The following is a 16,811-nucleotide window of genomic DNA, read 5'->3' on the forward strand; positions in this document are numbered from 1 at the left end:
GCATGGGTTGATTTGATTTTCAGTAAAACAAGAAGATCGCCGCGCAATCAAGTACCGAGATATGTTAACCATCTTTTAACCTTTGGGATCTGCCGTCGGCATAAGACAAAAGCACCCGCCCAGCGGGTTGTCGTTCACATGGCGCGGACAGCGGTACGAAACAGATTTGCCGCGATCTACCGGGGCGAAGTTCGTGACCATGAGGCTTTGCGCCAACTGCTCCCCGTAATGTATCTGGGTCTCGATGCGACCCTGGCGGTGGTCACCAAATGAAGTGGCCCAGCAAAGAAAACGTCCACCGCATGAGATCGGCCGAAGGTTCGGTTGGGAACTTGGACGGATAAACTGCCTGCTATTAGGGCTTATTCAGGCATCGCTTGCCGTCAATATTCTCGCCGCGCAGTGCTGGTCCAAAACGCGATCCCATGTCTGATCGCCTCGTCGTTAAAATCATACGACGGGTTATGTAGCGGCATCGAATTGTTCCCTTCCACTCCGTTGCCCATCAAGATGAAGGCCCCGGGGCGGTGGGCAAGAAACTCTGCAAAATCCTCGGAGAATCCTACCCGACCGTAATCCGCATCAACGCTACCAACATCACGAGCAGCATCCGCGATCACGTCAGTGGCTCTGGTATCGTTCACCAATGGCCGGAAGGAAGTTGAGTAATCAACCTCCGCCTCTGCGCCTTGTGCTGCACATACACCGGCGACTATGGCGCGCATTCTTCGCTCGATATTCTCGGACACATCTCTGGAAAAGCCCCGGCAATCCCCCCTTAGAGTTACGTTGCTAGGCAGAATGTTGCGCGCGCCGTCTGTCAGGAACTCCGTTACGGAAACCACTGCATGCTCGCTCGCTGGAACCGAGCGAGAGACGATCGATTGCAACTGCTGCACAATTGCGGCCCCAGTCACAATCGGATCAACGCCTTTTTCCGGCATCGACGCGTGCCCGCCCTGACCCTGAACGCGGATCTCAAAATTATCCTCGAACGCGCAGAATGAGCCCGCTTGAGTGGCAAAGTGACCAAGCTCCATTCCGGGCATGTTGTGAAGGCCGAAGATCGCGACCATCGGGAAACGTTCAAACAAACCGTCCGCGATCATCGCGGCTGCCCCGTTTCCGTTCTCTTCGTCGGGCTGAAAGATGAAGTGAATGGTGCGGTCAAAAGACGGGTCCGCCGAAAGCTCCAGCGCGGCACCCAGCAGCATTGTGCTGTGGCCATCGTGGCCACATCCATGAAACTTGCCTTCCGTTCCCGAGCGGTACGGCAATTTGGTGGCCTCTTGTATCGGCAGCGCGTCCATATCGGCTCGAAAACCGATTGCGGTTTCGTCCGGACCACGGCGCAAGGTGGCCACAATGCCCGTGCGGCCCACGTCCCGGGTGACCTCAAGCCCCGCGCGTTCCAACTCGGCCGCGATCAGATCCGACGTCCGGTCAAGGTCGAAGCCCGTTTCAGGGTGCGCATGCAGATCATGGCGAAACGCAACGAGATCAAGCATCGGGAACGGCCCCTTCGGACAGCACAATCAATGGCAATTTGGCCTCGTCCGTCAACAAGGCTGCAAGCCCCGCTGCGCCAGACGGCGTGGTAGAAAAGCCCAGATCGCGCGCATGTTTTACAGCGTCCACGGCCTGCAGGTCAGTGACCGTAACCCAGTCGTCGGCGCACCGTTCCAGAATTTCGAAAGCCAACATAGAAGGCGTTTTGCAATCCAGACGCCCCATATTGGACACGGGGCCCTCAACCGCTACGATCTGTCCCGCCCGGGCGCTTTCGGCAAGGCAAGGGGCCGCATCAGGTTCGACCACTATGATCTTTGGCTGAACCGCCCAGGTGGATCGGATCATGTAGGCGATCCCCGCAGCCAACCCACCTACGCCTGCTTGCAAGTAAACGTGGCTTGGCCAATTCCCAGAGCTTTCCAACTCTGTCCGCATTTCTTCGGCGATGACGGTATAGCCTTCCATTACCAACCGCGGAGGTCCCGTATATCCAGGCCAAGATCCATCGGCGAGGTGGATTGCGCCGGACGCCTCGGCGTCGGCTATGGCTGCCGCAACGCTCGCCTCGTAGTCGTCGCCCGATCGGACAACTTCTGCGCCTTTTTCCCGCAGGCGAATTGCGAAGTCCTCTGGCACTGTCTCAGCAAGGTGAATGCGGGCCTTTGCACCAAACAGCCGCGCACCAGCGGCCACGGCCATGCCATGATTGCCAGCACTGGCACAGACAAAAGTCATCGAGCGTGCGATGGCCTTCACGGAATCGTCCAAATAGGCGTTTGGTTCCAAAGGGCGACCGACGCGCGCTTCTATCAGCTTGGCAACAGCGTAAACGCCCCCAAGCGCTTTGAAAGCACCCAATCCCATCCTGTTGGTTTCGTCCTTGATCAGAATAGGTCTGTCCTGAAGACTGCGTGTCTCCAACGGACTTGGTTTATAGGCGGGGCACGCAGCCAGCAGAGCCAGCGGTTTTGCAACATCGAGTATCGTTGGATTTTTCATACAGAAAGTTGTACACGCGAAAGGCAATCTATTATGGTCAATTTTTCCTATTTTTCGGGAAATTTTCTCGCCACAAAGGAAATTCTCATGAAACTCGATCAGTTTGACCGAAACATGCTTCAGTTGATGCAAACCGATGCCAAGATGGGCCTAGAAACGCTTGCGTCCGAGACGGGCTTGTCTGTGGCCTCTGTTCAGCGGCGGTTAAAGGCGCTCAGAACCTCGGGCGCAATACTTTCGGAAGTCGCGATCGTTGATCCCAAAAAGCTGGGTGTCGCGATGAGCTTCATTGTCATGGTCGAATTGGAGCGTGAGCGTCAGGATCAGATCGACGCATTCTCACGTCAGGCGCAATCAGAGCCTATGGTACAGCAGTGCTATTACATCACCGGAGACGCCGACTTCTGTCTCGTCTGCACCGCAAAGGATATGGATGATTTTCAGGAGCTCACGAAACGACTGTTCTTCGACAACTCAAACGTCCGTCGCTTTCGCACATCTGTTGTCATGGGAAGAAAGAAAGTCGGTTTGAGTGTTCCTGTTCAGGATGTTGGGTTGGAACGGTAAGAATCAACATTTACGTCAGCTACCGCGTCAAAGCGGGCCTTCGAATGGTGGGCAGCAGATGCGCTAATTAGCCAGCATCACGCGTCCTTGGGGTTAGGGCTTAGATTGGGCCCCTTGTTATTTTTCCCAGTGCGGGATCCAATCCCCGTCAAGGCGAAGTGACACGCCAGCATTGTCTTCTTCAAGCTTCACCACATGCAATTCGCCCTTGTCGCCCCCGTATTTTTCGCGGGCCGCTTCGAACTGCGTGCACACCAGACGTGTGGCCGGGGCGGCGGTGCCGGCGTCGTCGCAGGCCTCAACGATCAGGCCCAGATCCTTTTGGCACAGGTCCAGGGTGAAGGACGGATCATAATGTCCGGCAAAAACGGACGGGGCGTCGTGATGCATGCACCAGCTTTCGCTGGCCCCGATCTTAAGCGCGTCCCAGGCCCGTGACAGATCGACACCGGATTTCACCGCCATCACAAGTGCTTCACCCATGGCCGTCGCATGGATGGCCCAAAGCTGGTTGCTGGCCAGTTTCGTCACGGACCCGGTGCCACTGGGGCCCATATAGTAAAGCGGCCCCATCAGTTCCATAACGGGGCGAATTCGCGCGACGGTCGCTTCGTCCCCACCTGCAAATTGGGGCATGTTGCCGGTGCGTGCGCCATCGACGGCACCTGTGACTGGCGCATCAATCAATTGCACTCCGATCTCAGCAAAGGTGGCGGCAAGCTCGCGCACAAAGGCGGGTTTGTTGGTTGTCATATCCACCCAAACCTGCCCCGCGGATATGGCGGATCGCAGCCCATCGTCGCCACCTACCACTTGTTCGATTTGCTTTGGTCCAAAGACCATGGTGAACACGATGTCCGCCGCTTGCGCGGCTGCCGCAGGGGTCTCTGCCCACTTCGCCCCAAGCGCCAGGTGCTCTACTGCCCGGTTCCGATCAAGGTCGCAGACCGTCAGGTCATGCCCGCCCTTGATCAGGTTCAGGGCCGCAGGGCCGCCCATGGTGCCAAGCCCAATAAATCCAATGCGCATCTTCGCTGTCCTCGGGGTTAGTTTTATTGCTTACGCGTTCAGGATGGTGTCGGTCGAACATACCTCACCAAATTCACCCTGCAGGTTGGCAAGCGTGACGGAATGGATCTGTTCGGCGCTGTGGGTCACCCCGTCCGGCCCGGTCGCGTCATAAGCCCAGACGGCATCAGAGGCATAGACCATCTCAAAGCCCAGACTGCTTGCAGAGCGCGCGGCGGACTCGGCGCAGTGATTGGCCGTGGCCCCGCAGATGACCACACGCTCAATATTGTCGGCGCGCAGATCGGCCTCAAGCGAAGTTCCGGCGAAGGCGCTGGAGACGTATTTGATGATCACCGGCTCGTCCCCTTGCGGTGCCGCAAAGGGTTGGACAGCCGCGCCTGGCGCATCCGCATGAAATGGATCGTCGGGGTCAAGCCCGTGGTGATGCACATGGACAATCTTGTCACCTTGCGCGCGAAACCGGCTGAGAAGCCGGCCAATATTATCGCCTGCCTCGGGGCAAGATCGCACGGCACCGGCGGCATCCTCATGGGCCAGCGCCATTTGCACATCAATGACGAGTAGAGCAGTTTTCATGGCTTGGTCCTTTATGCGTTGATAGTGGAGGCTGCGCGTTCCGCGAGGATATTTTTGACGCGATCACCATAGATCCGGATGTTGATGTCGTCGCTGATCACGCGGCCTTCCTGTTCGTCATAGGTCATGATCGCGGTGACACGGGGGGTCGACCCTTCGACCTCTGTCACCCCGTGTAAAGAATAGCCACCGCGAAACAGGGTAAAAGTACCGGCACCCCGGTCAAACTTCTGCGCATGGGACATATCACCAGCAAGCAAACGATCCACCGCCTCGCGGTCTTCGGCTTCGTCGGTGCGCGAGTTTGGCAAGAAGGCAAAATCACCCCCGGTTTCAGCGGCCTGCAACAGCAGCGTCACGGTGCATTCCGTCGTATCATAATGCCAGGCGTGCCAGCTCCCTGGATGCAGGGCGACGACATTCAGCGCTTGAAACTCATCGGCGCAGCGATGCAGCACCTCTTTCTTTTGGACGCGGCGCACAAAGTCCGTCAAACGCGGCGACTGATAAAGCCGCTGAATAAGCGTTTCATTCGGCAGCTGATCATCCGCCAATTGCGTCGCCACATGCGTATATTCCTTACGACGCGGATCATCCTTGGGCAGCGACGGGTCAATTGCGCCCTGGTAGATGTTGCGCTTGATGGTCAGTACGTCAGCGGTGGGTAGCAAGGCGTTGGATTCATCGGCCAGAGCAGCCAGTGCTTCGGGACGGATAAACCCATCCAGATTGCACCAGCCATGTTCCTCCATCTGATCCTGACAGGTCTTGAGAAACGCAGCGCCCTCAGCACTTTCCAGATCCGCAATGGGATAGCGCGCCAAATCCACAAGGCTCAAAACCATGTCGGTGTCTGTATCTTGATTGATCTCCGGCATAGATCGCTCCTTTTTGTCTGGTCGACTTCGTCGTCGGTTATTTCTGTCTAGCCGCCGCCCAAAATGAAGGAAAATGAAAGAATTTGCCTCCATGCACATAAAAAACTTATGAATGGGCAATGAAAAGCAATCTCAACCTGAACTGGCTTCGCACTTTCGAAGCCGCCGCACGTCATTTAAGCTTTACCGCCGCCAGTCGAGAGCTGGGGCTGACACAAACGGCTGTCAGTCAGCACATGAAGGCGCTGGAAGGTCAGCTGGGGCAGAAACTGTTCATTCGCAAGGCGAAAAGCCTGCAACTGACGGAAATCGGCCGGGCCTATTTGATATCGGTGCGGGATTCATTGGAGCACATTGCGTTTTCCACAAACGGGCTGTTTGGGCCTGCCTTGGAGACGACGATCGTTGTGCGGGCGTCGGCGGCTATGATCATTTGGCTGGCGCCGCAACTTGCCACCTTTCAGACCGCCCATCCCGGTATCGGGATCAAACTTGTCACCTCTCTGTGGCAGAGCGGCCGGGAAGGGCATCCCGTGGACGTTGATATCCTGCTGGCTCCGCAAACTCATTCCGACACGCGCATGATCAAGCTTTCTGATGAATCCATCGTTCCGGTTTGCGGTGTGCGCACCGCGCCAATGATCAGAACACCCGAGGACCTGATGGCCCACGCTGCCATCCACGTTCTGGGGTTCGACGACCATTGGGCGCGGTATCTGTCGGCCCGTGGTCTACCCAATGCAGATGTATCCCCGCGCCTTATCGTCGATACCTCGGTTGCCGCTTGCGAATTGGTGGCCGCGGAAAGCGGCTGCACTATTATGATCAGCCGGTTCGCTCAGCAGGCCATCGCGAGCGGCCGCCAGATCAGAATTGTCGGTGCCCCCGTTGATACAGGCCAAGCCCACTACGTCTTGCAACACAAAACAGGTACGGCGGGATCACATGTTTCGACTGCCTTTTGCGAGTGGTTACAAACCCGTTTTTGACGACGGTCTTCAAAGAAACCCTCCGCCAAGTTTGTTCCGACCACAAGATGATCGCTGGCGAATGAACAGGGACGAGACAAATCTCGGTGAAAATACCAGATCACTTCTCAACTGAAATCAGCAAGACCTTGGATTTTTTCTTCTCCACTCAACCGACATGTGGAGTAACTGCCCCAATAGTCAGACCCTGGCTTTTTCAAAGGCCGCCCAAGCGGTCTCAAAAGCGTCAAAATCAAACTCCGGCTGACTGGCTGCATCCAAGACGATGCGTTCTGTCACCAATAGCTTTTGGATTGCGGCTTCTAGCTGATCGACGACATCACCGGGTACAACCAACGCGCCATGACGGTCGGCGTGCACCAGTTCGCCAGGATTTACAGTCAGGCCAAAAACGGAAACCGGTGTATCAATCTCGCGGACGTGGACGAAACCGTGGCTTGGCCCGACGGAACCGGCAACAACCGGGAACCCCTTGGGTAAATCTCCCAGATCACGCATGACGCCATTGGTTACGACACCGGACATACCAAAACCCTTGTGGACGGATGTATTGATTTCCCCCCAATAGGCTCCGATGCAATCCGGATAATCCATATCTTCGATTACCGCGACGCACAGATTGGGCGCTTCGGCCATGTATTTGTAATAGGCCATACGCCGGGTCTTGATGACGTCAGGCGGCTCAGTCGGTGGATTGACTGCCGCGATTTTGGCCGTGCGGGCATAGCCGACGATCGGAGGTTCCTCAGGCGCTGAACACAGCATGGTTCCGCGCGTGAAATCATCAAACCCGCGCTTGCCTTGCGCCACCTCAATGGCATTGCAGACGGTGGGGGTATCGACCTCGCGAAGCAGGGACAAAAGGGATGGCGTCATGTGTCCTCCAACCAACGGATCAAGGCCGCTGTGGTTTTTTGGGGTTGTTCCAATGTCGGCAGGTGCCCGGCGCCTTCGATGATCTCCAGCGCGCTGTCTGGCAATAGATCGTGCATCAACTGGTGGCGTTCCACGGGGCACAGCCGATCTTCTTGCCCACACAGAACCAAAGCCTTTCCCGTGTAAGCTGTCAGCGTCACGCTTTGGTCCGGGCGATCCATCAGAGCCTGCGATTGGCGCAAGAATACGTCAGGGCCCAAGTCGGTGGCCATTGCCATGCACAGATCCAGGATAGCCCCCCGGTTGGGCCCGTCCGACAGGTAACTGGGCTTCATCTCGTCCCGCATCACCGACCTCAGCTTGCCGTCGCGAACGGCTGCCGTCTGGGGCGCGCGGCGGGCTTTGACCTCTGGCTTTTCAGCCAGTGGATTTGTGTCGAGCAAAGCCAGGCGCGAAACACGTTCCGTGGCCTGACGCAATACTTCCATTGCCACGATACCGCCCATCGACAATCCTGCCAGCGCGAATTCAGCCGGCGCATTTTGCAGAATGTCATCTGCCATGGCTTGCACGCTGTCGTGTCGCGACAACGGGAATGTCATCACAGGCATCCTGCCTGACAGTGCGTCGATTTGCGGGCCAAAAAGGCGGGCGTCACACATCATGCCCGGCAAGAAAATCACGGGTATCATGCTGAGGCCAGCTTGGCCCCCTCTGATAGCGCGGCCAACTTGGCGTAGGCGATCTGAGGGTCAACCGCGCCGAAGCCCGCAAAAGTGCCAAAGCCGCAATCGCTGCCTGCTATCACCCGGTCCGCGCCGACGATTCCCGTAAAACGTTCGATCCGTTGGGCCACAAGTTCGGGATGCTCGACGAAATTGGTGGTGGTGTCGACCACCCCGGGGACCAGGACCTTGTCCTCGGGTATCTCGGATTTACGGTCGCGGAAAACGGTCCACTCGTGGGCGTGACGCGGGTTCGAAGTCTCAAACAGGACATAGCGCGATTTGGTTGCCATCAGGGTGTTGAACACCTTGTCCATCGCAATGTCGCAGCAATGCGGACCCTCATAGTTGCCCCAGCAGATATGCACCCGCACGCGATCCTGCGGGACGTTCTGAAGCGCGTGGTTCAGCGCCTCGACATGCATATCGGCGATTTCGACGAACGCGTCGTCTGAAAGGTCTGTGAACAGCATATGGCGCGACAAGGCCAGATCGGGACAATCCAGTTGCAGATCCAGACCTGCGGCCACGATGGTCTCGTATTCCTCTTTCATGGCATCGGCCAGCGCTGCCAGATAGGCCTCACGCGTGGGGTAGAAATCGTTCTGCAAAAACAGCGAGATCACGCCCGGGGACGCGGCATTCATGAAACCGCGCTCGACCCCATGCCGCGCCATAGCCGCTTTGAGGTTGGCGATGTCCTTCTCTAACTCGCCCTGCCCTTTTGATCGCACCTCGCCGGTACACATTGGTCGGGCGTATTGCGGCGTGCCGCCGTCATTGGCCAACCGCTGCAGAAAGCCGGGGAACATCTTCAAATCTGCAGGCGCGTTTCGAGGGCTGTCACCGGAAAACCCGGTGTAGCGGTCCTTGACATAGGTCGCATAAGAAATTTTCGAAGCCTCACCGTCGCTGACTATATCAACGCCGGACTCAACCTGTTTGCGCACCGTTTCAGAGACTGCGGCGGTCATGCACGCGTCAAACGCGGCTGCTTCATATGGTTCACAGTTTTCCCTGGCAAAGATAAGATCCACGACGTCCTGTGTTCGGGGCAAAGACCCAACATGTGTTGTTTTTACGGCCATAAAGACCTCCTTACAGTTTTCGTGCCATCAGCACAGTATGGCTTTGAGTTTCGGGGTCTTCGGCCAAAAAGCCGGTCAATTGCAGCCCGTTCTCTTCAAGGCACGTTGCATAACCGGCCGGGGATAACGAGGCGTGGTAGACAAGCTCTGATCCCACCGTGCCGCTGACTTCCCCGGCGCGTGGGCCTACGGTCAGCATCAGCATTCCACCGTTATGTAAATGGCGTGCCATGCGGGTGATGCAGCCCTTCTGCTCATCCGCCGTCAGGTGAAAAAAGCTGTTCCAGGCTATGATCCCATCGAATTGCTGATCCAGCTCAAAATCCCGCATGTCAGCTTTCCGCCAATCCCCGTCCGGCCAGCGTTCTTTGGCGATGTTCAGCATGGCTGCGGAAAAATCGACACCCGTGACGTCAAACCCTTCGGCCATAAACCAGCGCGCAATGGGATCGCCTGTGCCACAGCCCAGATCCAGTACGTGGTCACCCGGTTTGAGGCTGGCCGTGAAGCGCGCCAGCCAGCGCGCCTCGAACAGGGCTTTTGAGCGGCGCTTGTCATACTCTGTGGCTTGCCGCTCATATATGGCTTGGGTGTCGTTCGGGTCTGCGCTCATCCTGTCCAGGTCGCTCCTGCCGGTTCATCGGTTGCAGTGATCCGGTACAGGCCCGCCTGCCCGGTCATTGATGGCTGAACGCTATAGGATTCGCCGGGCAGAACCAAAGCCGTGTCGCCTGTCGAAATTGTGGTTTCGTGCCCGTCGATCAAGATACGCCAGTGACCGCTGGCTGGCATCAGAACCACCGGTTTATCCGCCGCAATCGGTTCGGTCACAGAGGACCCCCGGCCAAGAAAGTCTACCGCAAACCCCGGCTTATCCTTGATCAGCCCGCTCTCACCAATCACCTGCGCAGGCTTGTTGGCCGACAACGCCATCAAATCCCAATACCGCGCAACATATTTGCCGACGACATCCTCAACCGGAACCTCAGGGTAGCCCTTCAACTGTTCTTCGGTCAGCAAGGGCATTGGGTGCACATTATGAGGCAGCTCCTGCCCTTTCTTGGTGTCGTACAGAACGCCATTGTCGCCCAGCATCAGACCATGCGCTTGCGCATCTTCGATGACCTGAGGGGCCCAAGTGACGCCTCCTCCCGCGTCGTCACCGCCCAGGATCGCCATGATCATACCGTAGTCCTGGCCAACGTTTTCAAAACCACGGAAGATGCCGGTCGGGATGTTGAAAATATCGCCCTCCTCGGCGATGAACTCACCAGCGGTGCCATAACGGCCCCAGAAAAAGCGCCAGCGTCCTTTGGCAACAAAGAAAACCTCGGCCGTTGTGTGGCTGTGCAATGAGTTCCGGCATTTCGGCGGCTGACCCGCGGCACCGATGTTGAAGCCGATCTTGTCGGTGATGTGCACGTGCTGATCCGGAGATTCCGAGACGCCACCGCCGATGATCGTGAAATTCTCTTTCTGATCGCTGCCCGGCGTATGGGCATCGATAAACGCGGTTTTACAGGGTTGGAGCTCGCCGTAGCGGACAATGCGGGAAGTGATGGCTGATTTGGTCATGACGTATGATCCGATTTTATTGTTTTCAAGAATGCAAGCTCGTGTGCTCAGACGGCACAGGCGCTCACTCCCCTGGCGGGCGCAGATTCAGCCGCCGCGCCCGCAGGCTTTGACGGAACATATGGAAACGTCGACGGGCTCCGGCTTCACGCAGACCACCTGCAAGGATACGATATGCGACCGGACGGGCCACTCAGACCTCTCCGCTCTGCAACAGTATCTGCTTCCAGACCGAGGTTTCATCGAACAGAGTATATTCACGGCGCAACTGCGGCTGCCCCGCAATCAGTGCGCCAAACTCGGCATGGCTGATCCCGAGGACATAAACCTGTGCCCCCGTCGGCGCCCCGAACATGCCCCAGCCGTCATGCTTGCCCCAAAGGCTCCAGCGAATTGCTGATCGCGGCGGCATATCCGGGTCGTCGCGCCCGATCTGGTGTTCAATCTTGAATTCAGCATTCGGGAAACTTGCCCGCAGCCCCATCCAGAAACGATCGACGGCACCCCAGCCATGCCCCGTGGCGCCGCCCACATATTCAGACTGCACCGCACGGTCATATTCGGTCGCGATTGTGCCCATATCGGCATTCATGATGCGGTTCAGGATATCAGCATATCGCTGCCCCCACTCATTATCGTTGCCGCGCCCCTTGTAGGGGCCAGGCTGGTCAATCTCGGGGGTCAGAGGTTTGACGCAGCTGTCCTTACCGCCCTCGCGCGCAATCAGATCAGCGGCGTATTCCTTTGGGTCCCAGCCCATCTGCCGCACAATCGCGCCCTGATCGCGGATCAACCATTCGTCGTTGATCTGGTTGTCGATGGCGTGGCAGTCGGCCAGAATTCGATAGCATAGCTTTGTACCCGTAGGCTTGCCGTAAACCCCTTCGGCCAGATGCGTGGCCGTAGATAGGATGCGGTGAGAGCTGAGCATGCCTTCTTCCGGCGTGCCCGACCAGATCACATCTTCACCCATCAACTGCCGGTCCGGAAACTCGGCCAGGGTCGCCATCGTCGCGCCGATCACATTCTGATTCCCCAAAACCACCGAACCGGGTGAGCGAACGACGATATCTTCGCTGTAATACTCGTGCAGGGTTGCGATGCCCCGGTCTTCCCAGATCTCTTTGGTAATTCCGATGATATAGTCGGGAAAATCCCGGAACTTGAGATCAAAGCCTTTCATGTTTTCATCCTTTGCGGGGTCCAGCCTTTGGGCAGCCGTGCCGAAGTGCGCACGATCAACGGCCCATCAATCGCGACCTTGCGGGCTGCGGCAACTGCCGGGTTTTCAATATGGTCCAACAAGGCATCAACGGTTTCCGCAACCATCAGGTTGGCGCGTTGACGAATGGTGGTGAGGTTATAGGCAAGCCATCCGGCCTGCGGTACGTCATCGTATCCAACGATAGAAACGTCTTCTGGTATACGCATTCCGAGTTCAAACCGAATGACGTCCATCACGGCAAGCGCCATATGGTCATTGGCGACGAATACCGCGTCGGGTCGTTTTTGCGGTTCAACATCAAACATGCGGCGCGCGGCCAATCGCGCATTCTCGGTCAGGAACTCTCCGATTTCGTAGGCGTACAGATCCTGGCCTGCATCACCGAGTGCGGCGCGAAACCCGGCCTCGCGGTCTCGCTGGGTTGAAGCACCCTGCCAACCCGCAATGTAAGCGATGCGACTGTGGCCTGCGGCAATAAAGAATTCAGCGACCTTGCGACCGCCGGAATAATTGTCAGAGGTCACCGAGGTGATCCCGTCGATATCCTGACTACGGTTGAACAACACGACTGGTACACCAGCTTGTTGGCACCGTGTCGCGATATCGGACGACATCGCAACCGAGGCCAGGATCACGCCATCAACCTGATAATCAAGAATTTCCTCCATAACGTCGTCAATGTTTCCGGCGGTTCTGGAGGCCATGAAGATCAGGACGTGATACCCCTGCTCCTGCAACTCGTTCGACAACTTCTCGAGCGCTTCGGGATAAAAATAATTGTCCAGATAGGCGACGACCAAACCGATGATGCGGCTTTTGCCCGACACCATCGCGCGCGCCAACACATTGGGGCGATAGCCAAGCTCGGTCGCGGCTTTGCGCACCTTTTCTTCCGTCTTCTTGCTGACCGAGGCACCGGGCGTGAAGACGCGACTGACGGCGGATTGGCTGACACCGGCCAGTTGCGCGACCTGGAGTGATGTTACTTTCTCAGCCATCAATCTGCTGTCCAACCTCCGTCAATCAACATCGAGGTGCCTGTAACCAGCGCTGAGGCATCCGAGGCGAGGTAGCGTACCGCACCCATGATATCTTCGACCTCGCCCACGCGACCCAGTTTTATCTTTTCCATGATCCACGCGGCGCGTTCTGGGTTGTCAAAGGTGGATTGGGTCAGAGGCGTTCGAATGAAAGTCGGGCAGACCGTGTTGATCCGAATGCCCTGCTTGCCCCATTCGATGGCCATGGATTTGACCATACCTTCGAGCCCATGCTTGGTTGCACAATAGAGCGCCCTGTCTACGCCGCCCACATGGCCCATTTGGCTGGAGATGTGGATGATCGAACCTGGCCTGTCAGCCTCGATCAAGGCACGAGCGGCATAGGCCGACAGGAAGTAAGCCGAACGCAGATTGACGCCCGTGACAACATCGAAATCCTCTGGTGTTGTCTCAATTGCAGCACTGTGCCGTGCAACCCCGGCCGAATTCACAACGATATCAAAGCTTCGCGTTTCAAAAAGCTGCTTTAGCGCATCCAGATCGCCCTGATCCAGAACCAACGCCTCGGCCGACCACCCCTCTGCCTGCAGAGCAGTGACAGTTGCATTCAACCGATCTTCGCCTCTGGCAGCACAGACGACATGCGCGCCCGCCTCGGCCAAAGCAACTGCACAGCCCTGCCCGATACCCGAAGAAGCTCCGGTCACAAGGGCGGTTTTTCCGCTCAGGGAAAAAGAAGGGGTGCGTGGCAGTTCAGTCATCAGCTCATTCCATCCGGTATATCAATGCGCCCCATGTTTCGGGCCTTGTTGAATTCCCGCAGACGGGCAAAGACGTCAACGCCTAGCTGGCGATACGCATCCAGAAGATCGACCAGCACCCAGTTTTCACGAATGCGCCCGTTTTCCAGCCGCCAGAAATCGAGGCTGCGCATGGTGATTTTCTTGCCCGAGGGCGCGATCCCCATCCAGCCGTCATCAGTGACGGTCTGGATCATATTGGGCCAGCCGGTCACAGCCGCGTATTCGCCATCGCCGAAGAAGTGATAGGTGATGTCGTCCACGTACTGCCCGCGATCCGGCATCCCGTTCAGAAACGGAATCTGGTGCCAGTTGCGGAAGCCTGCATTGCCCCGTCCGGTGCCGATGCCTGAGGGGCCGTACCAGTTCATACGGGGATGCCAGAACCGCTCCATCTCCATCACCTCAGGGCCGCCTTGCGACGGGTGTTTCTTGAGGTGCTCCAGCATGTCGATGATATGCTTGCAGGTCTCTTTGCCTTTGGCCTCATTGCAAGGCCCAGGCACCAACCCGTCCTGCGCGGCCGGTCCGGGCACATGCCATTCGCGGCCAAGACTGGGGGCCATGGGCCAGGCATTGGCCTGCATCATCACCTCGGGGATATCCCAAAGGGCTTGCATTTCAGCAACTTTGCCGTTTTCGAAACGGTAAAACTCATGAAACCGCATGGTGACCTGGTGACCTGTCGGCGGGATGTCCAGCCACGGGCCGGTGAATGTACCGGTGTAGTAGCCGCCGCATCCAATCCAGTCAAAACCATGTTCATCCGGTCCACCCATGACGATGTAATCCCGCCGTTCCAGATCGGGCCAGGCAGTCAACAGGTCTTTATAGGCGCAGTCATAGAAAGCGTCGCTGCCAATGCTGTCGCCAAAGGGATGGCACAGGTGGAAAACAGCGTCCGAGGCCGTTACCTCGGCCAGTGCCGCGCGAACACCGGCCTCGGAAAAATCATACATCGCAGCCCTGAGCGGAGCGATCAGGGCCTTATGCTGAGTATGCCTATCACTCATTCAGCGGCATCCCGATAAGGCGCGGGTTCGCCATAGGGCACATTGATGCCGCCATAGCGACGCACGCGGACGTTGCACTGTTCTGCGTGGCCCACAAAACCTTCCAACATGCACAAACGCGAGCCGTATTCGCCGATTAGTGTCGCCGCCTCGTTGGTCAGAACTTTCTGATAACTGTGCGTTTTCAGGTATTTCCCAACCCAAAGCCCACCGGTATAACGCCCGGCCTTCTTCGTTGGCAGGGTGTGGTTCGTACCAATCACTTTGTCCCCGTTTGACACGTTGGTGCGCGGACCAAGGAACAACGCGCCATAGCAGGTCATATTCTCCAGAAACCAATCGTCGCGATCCGTCATCACCTGCACATGTTCCGAGGCGATATCATCAGCGACCTGCAGCATCTCGTCATACGTGTCGCAGACGATCACTTCGCCATATTCATCCCATGACACTTTCGCGGTGTCTGCAGTCGGCAGGATGCCCAACAGGCGGTCCACCTCGGACAGTGTCTCTTTGGCAAGCTTTTCAGAGTTTGTCAGCAACACGCAGGGGCTGTTGTATCCGTGTTCGGCCTGCCCCAGCAGGTCGGTTGCGCACAGTTCGGCATCTGCTGCGGTCTCGTCCGCGATCACCATGGTTTCGGTGGGACCTGCAAAGAGATCAATGCCGACGCGCCCGAACAGCTGGCGCTTGGCTTCCGCGACAAAAGCGTTGCCGGGACCAACCAGCATGTGAACGGGATCAATCGTCTCGGTGCCCAAAGCCATCGCACCAATGGCCTGAATGCCACCCATAACGTAGATCTCATGCGCACCGCCCAAATGCATGGCGGCAATCACCGCCGGGTTTGGTGTGCCTTTAAACGGAGGCGTGCAGGCAATTATACGAGGGACACCGGCAACCGAGGCCGTGGCCACGGACATATGGGCCGATGCCACCATCGGGAACTTGCCGCCGGGGACGTAACATCCGACCGATTGTACGGGGATGTTCTTATGGCCAAGGATCACGCCCGGCAGGGTTTCAACCTCGATGTCCAGCATTGAGTCCCGCTGAGCCTGCGCAAAGTTGCGCACCTGTTCCTGGGCGAATTTGATGTCGGCCAGTTCCCTATCGGTCAGTTGACCGATTAAGTCATCGATTTCCTGCTGGCTCAGGCGGAACGAGGCTGGCGAGTAGTTGTCGAACTTCTCACTCAACTCACGCACCGCAGCATCACCGCGGGTTTCGATGTCTTTCAGCGTCGCCTCAACCACGGCGCGGGTCTTGGCATCATCTTCCGCCCGGTCCGCATCGGATTTGCCGCGTTTAAGATACTCGATTGCCATGTTTCCAATCCTCAGTTTTCGGGCCGGGGTGGACATTTCTCACCCCGGTCAAATGCTTCCCAGCCTTCGCCGTTGAACAGGTCGACGCCCAGTTGCGCCGCGACATGTGCGAAATCGACATTCACCCAGTTGTCGGCGATCTTGCCGTCAACGACTTTCCAAAAATCCATATAGCGGATCTCGACCCGCTTGCCGGTAGGGGCGATGCCCAGAAACTCACCCGTATGGGTTGCTTCCTGACGGCCGAAGGCTGCTGCCCATTCGCCCATGTAAAGACGGGCCTCATCGATGCAGGTTTTGTCCGAAAACGCCGCTTGAAACGGGCGCTGCCAGTTTTCCTGAAACTCTTTCAGCCCGGTTTTGGTGCCGCAGCCTTGATTGCCCATCCAGCGGAAGCCTTGGGTGAAGAATTCTCCGATGTCATCAATGCGGTGATCGTTCAGACCATCCACCATGGTTTCGATCACGCGGCGCGTGTCTTCGGTTTTGCTCATGTCCGTGTCGCGGGTCAGGACCGCTTGTTCGGGACGGGAACCTTTCATGTCTATGTCCTTTCAGGTTGCCAGAGTGAGAGTTTGGGGATCGCAGCCCCGATACTCAGAAAGTCCCTCGGCATCCTGTTCAGCG

The 16,811-nt window shown here is 57.3% G+C and carries 19 protein-coding genes; 3 read left to right on the top strand and 16 right to left on the bottom strand.

The window, feature by feature from the left end:
- Window positions 1–138 precede the first annotated feature (138 nt).
- On the top strand, window positions 139–273 hold the full coding sequence (locus AC2FIS_RS14010) for a hypothetical protein (RefSeq protein WP_496773957.1): 135 nt from the start codon (window positions 139–141) through the stop codon (window positions 271–273).
- Between the two features lie 110 nt (window positions 274–383).
- Here AC2FIS_RS14010 and AC2FIS_RS14015 read toward each other — a convergent pair whose 3' ends face one another.
- Together AC2FIS_RS14015 and AC2FIS_RS14020 are read right to left on the bottom strand one after the other, a co-directional pair.
- A complete protein-coding gene (locus tag AC2FIS_RS14015; RefSeq protein ID WP_496773959.1) occupies window positions 384–1,508 on the bottom strand; it encodes a M20 aminoacylase family protein in 1,125 nt (374 codons plus the stop codon).
- Window positions 1,501–2,511, bottom strand: coding sequence for a pyridoxal-phosphate dependent enzyme (locus AC2FIS_RS14020; protein ID WP_496773960.1), 1,011 nt, complete (start codon window positions 2,509–2,511; stop codon window positions 1,501–1,503). Before AC2FIS_RS14020 ends, AC2FIS_RS14015 begins: the two co-directional genes overlap by 8 nt.
- An 87-nt stretch (window positions 2,512–2,598) precedes the next feature.
- Between AC2FIS_RS14020 and AC2FIS_RS14025 the strand changes: the two genes are divergently transcribed.
- A complete protein-coding gene (locus AC2FIS_RS14025) occupies window positions 2,599–3,078 on the top strand; it encodes an Lrp/AsnC family transcriptional regulator (protein ID WP_496773962.1) in 480 nt (159 codons plus the stop codon).
- Window positions 3,079–3,195: 117 nt separating this feature from the next.
- On the opposite strand, the gene AC2FIS_RS14030 is transcribed toward AC2FIS_RS14025, so the two are convergent.
- Genes AC2FIS_RS14030 through AC2FIS_RS14040 form a run of 3 tightly spaced genes read right to left on the bottom strand, consistent with a single transcriptional unit; the run spans window position 3,196 to window position 5,564 of the window.
- Window positions 3,196–4,107 carry an NAD(P)-dependent oxidoreductase gene (locus AC2FIS_RS14030; RefSeq protein ID WP_496773963.1) on the bottom strand — a complete coding sequence of 304 codons (912 nt, stop codon included), beginning with the start codon at window positions 4,105–4,107 and terminating at the stop codon, window positions 3,196–3,198.
- 30 nt (window positions 4,108–4,137) lie between these two features.
- Window positions 4,138–4,686 (bottom strand): isochorismatase family protein, encoded by a 549-nt coding sequence (locus tag AC2FIS_RS14035; protein WP_282169715.1) that lies wholly within the window; start codon window positions 4,684–4,686, stop codon window positions 4,138–4,140.
- Window positions 4,687–4,697: 11 nt separating this feature from the next.
- Window positions 4,698–5,564, bottom strand: coding sequence for a HalD/BesD family halogenase (locus AC2FIS_RS14040; protein WP_496773964.1), 867 nt, complete (start codon window positions 5,562–5,564; stop codon window positions 4,698–4,700).
- Window positions 5,565–5,683: 119 nt separating this feature from the next.
- Here AC2FIS_RS14040 and AC2FIS_RS14045 point away from each other — a divergent pair, with 119 nt between their 5' ends.
- Entirely contained in the window at window positions 5,684–6,553 is an 870-nt protein-coding gene (locus AC2FIS_RS14045) for a LysR family transcriptional regulator (protein ID WP_496773965.1), read from the top strand.
- Between the two features lie 180 nt (window positions 6,554–6,733).
- On the opposite strand, the gene AC2FIS_RS14050 is transcribed toward AC2FIS_RS14045, so the two are convergent.
- From AC2FIS_RS14050 to AC2FIS_RS14100, 11 genes are all read right to left on the bottom strand, one after another.
- Window positions 6,734–7,429 (bottom strand): RraA family protein, encoded by a 696-nt coding sequence (locus tag AC2FIS_RS14050; RefSeq protein ID WP_496773966.1) that lies wholly within the window; start codon window positions 7,427–7,429, stop codon window positions 6,734–6,736.
- Window positions 7,426–8,121, bottom strand: coding sequence for an alpha/beta fold hydrolase (locus tag AC2FIS_RS14055; RefSeq protein ID WP_496773968.1), 696 nt, complete (start codon window positions 8,119–8,121; stop codon window positions 7,426–7,428). Before AC2FIS_RS14055 ends, AC2FIS_RS14050 begins: the two co-directional genes overlap by 4 nt.
- Complete coding sequence (locus AC2FIS_RS14060; protein ID WP_496773970.1) at window positions 8,118–9,242, bottom strand: cobalamin-independent methionine synthase II family protein; 1,125 nt, start codon at window positions 9,240–9,242, stop codon at window positions 8,118–8,120. The genes AC2FIS_RS14055 and AC2FIS_RS14060 overlap by 4 nt, the downstream gene beginning before the upstream one ends.
- 10 nt (window positions 9,243–9,252) lie before the next feature.
- Window positions 9,253–9,855, bottom strand: a complete 603-nt coding sequence (locus tag AC2FIS_RS14065; protein WP_496773971.1) for a class I SAM-dependent DNA methyltransferase — start codon at window positions 9,853–9,855, stop codon at window positions 9,253–9,255.
- Entirely contained in the window at window positions 9,852–10,817 is a 966-nt protein-coding gene (locus AC2FIS_RS14070) for a cupin domain-containing protein (RefSeq protein WP_496773972.1), read from the bottom strand. The genes AC2FIS_RS14065 and AC2FIS_RS14070 overlap by 4 nt, the downstream gene beginning before the upstream one ends.
- A 193-nt stretch (window positions 10,818–11,010) precedes the next feature.
- The gene (locus AC2FIS_RS14075) at window positions 11,011–12,000 is read right to left on the bottom strand and encodes a nuclear transport factor 2 family protein (RefSeq protein ID WP_282153309.1); all 990 of its coding nucleotides are present in this window, start codon (window positions 11,998–12,000) and stop codon (window positions 11,011–11,013) included.
- Window positions 11,997–13,040, bottom strand: coding sequence for a LacI family DNA-binding transcriptional regulator (locus tag AC2FIS_RS14080; RefSeq protein ID WP_282153308.1), 1,044 nt, complete (start codon window positions 13,038–13,040; stop codon window positions 11,997–11,999). Before AC2FIS_RS14080 ends, AC2FIS_RS14075 begins: the two co-directional genes overlap by 4 nt.
- Complete coding sequence (locus tag AC2FIS_RS14085; RefSeq protein ID WP_282153307.1) at window positions 13,040–13,804, bottom strand: SDR family NAD(P)-dependent oxidoreductase; 765 nt, start codon at window positions 13,802–13,804, stop codon at window positions 13,040–13,042. Before AC2FIS_RS14085 ends, AC2FIS_RS14080 begins: the two co-directional genes overlap by 1 nt.
- Window positions 13,804–14,856 carry an ester cyclase gene (locus tag AC2FIS_RS14090; RefSeq protein ID WP_496773973.1) on the bottom strand — a complete coding sequence of 351 codons (1,053 nt, stop codon included), beginning with the start codon at window positions 14,854–14,856 and terminating at the stop codon, window positions 13,804–13,806. The genes AC2FIS_RS14085 and AC2FIS_RS14090 overlap by 1 nt, the downstream gene beginning before the upstream one ends.
- Window positions 14,853–16,184, bottom strand: a complete 1,332-nt coding sequence (gene hisD / locus AC2FIS_RS14095; protein WP_496773974.1) for a histidinol dehydrogenase — start codon at window positions 16,182–16,184, stop codon at window positions 14,853–14,855. Before hisD ends, AC2FIS_RS14090 begins: the two co-directional genes overlap by 4 nt.
- 11 nt (window positions 16,185–16,195) lie before the next feature.
- Window positions 16,196–16,726 (bottom strand): ester cyclase, encoded by a 531-nt coding sequence (locus AC2FIS_RS14100; RefSeq protein ID WP_496773975.1) that lies wholly within the window; start codon window positions 16,724–16,726, stop codon window positions 16,196–16,198.
- Window positions 16,727–16,811: the final 85 nt, after the last annotated feature.

Source organism: Ruegeria sp. CDSB113 (genome assembly GCF_059611045.1).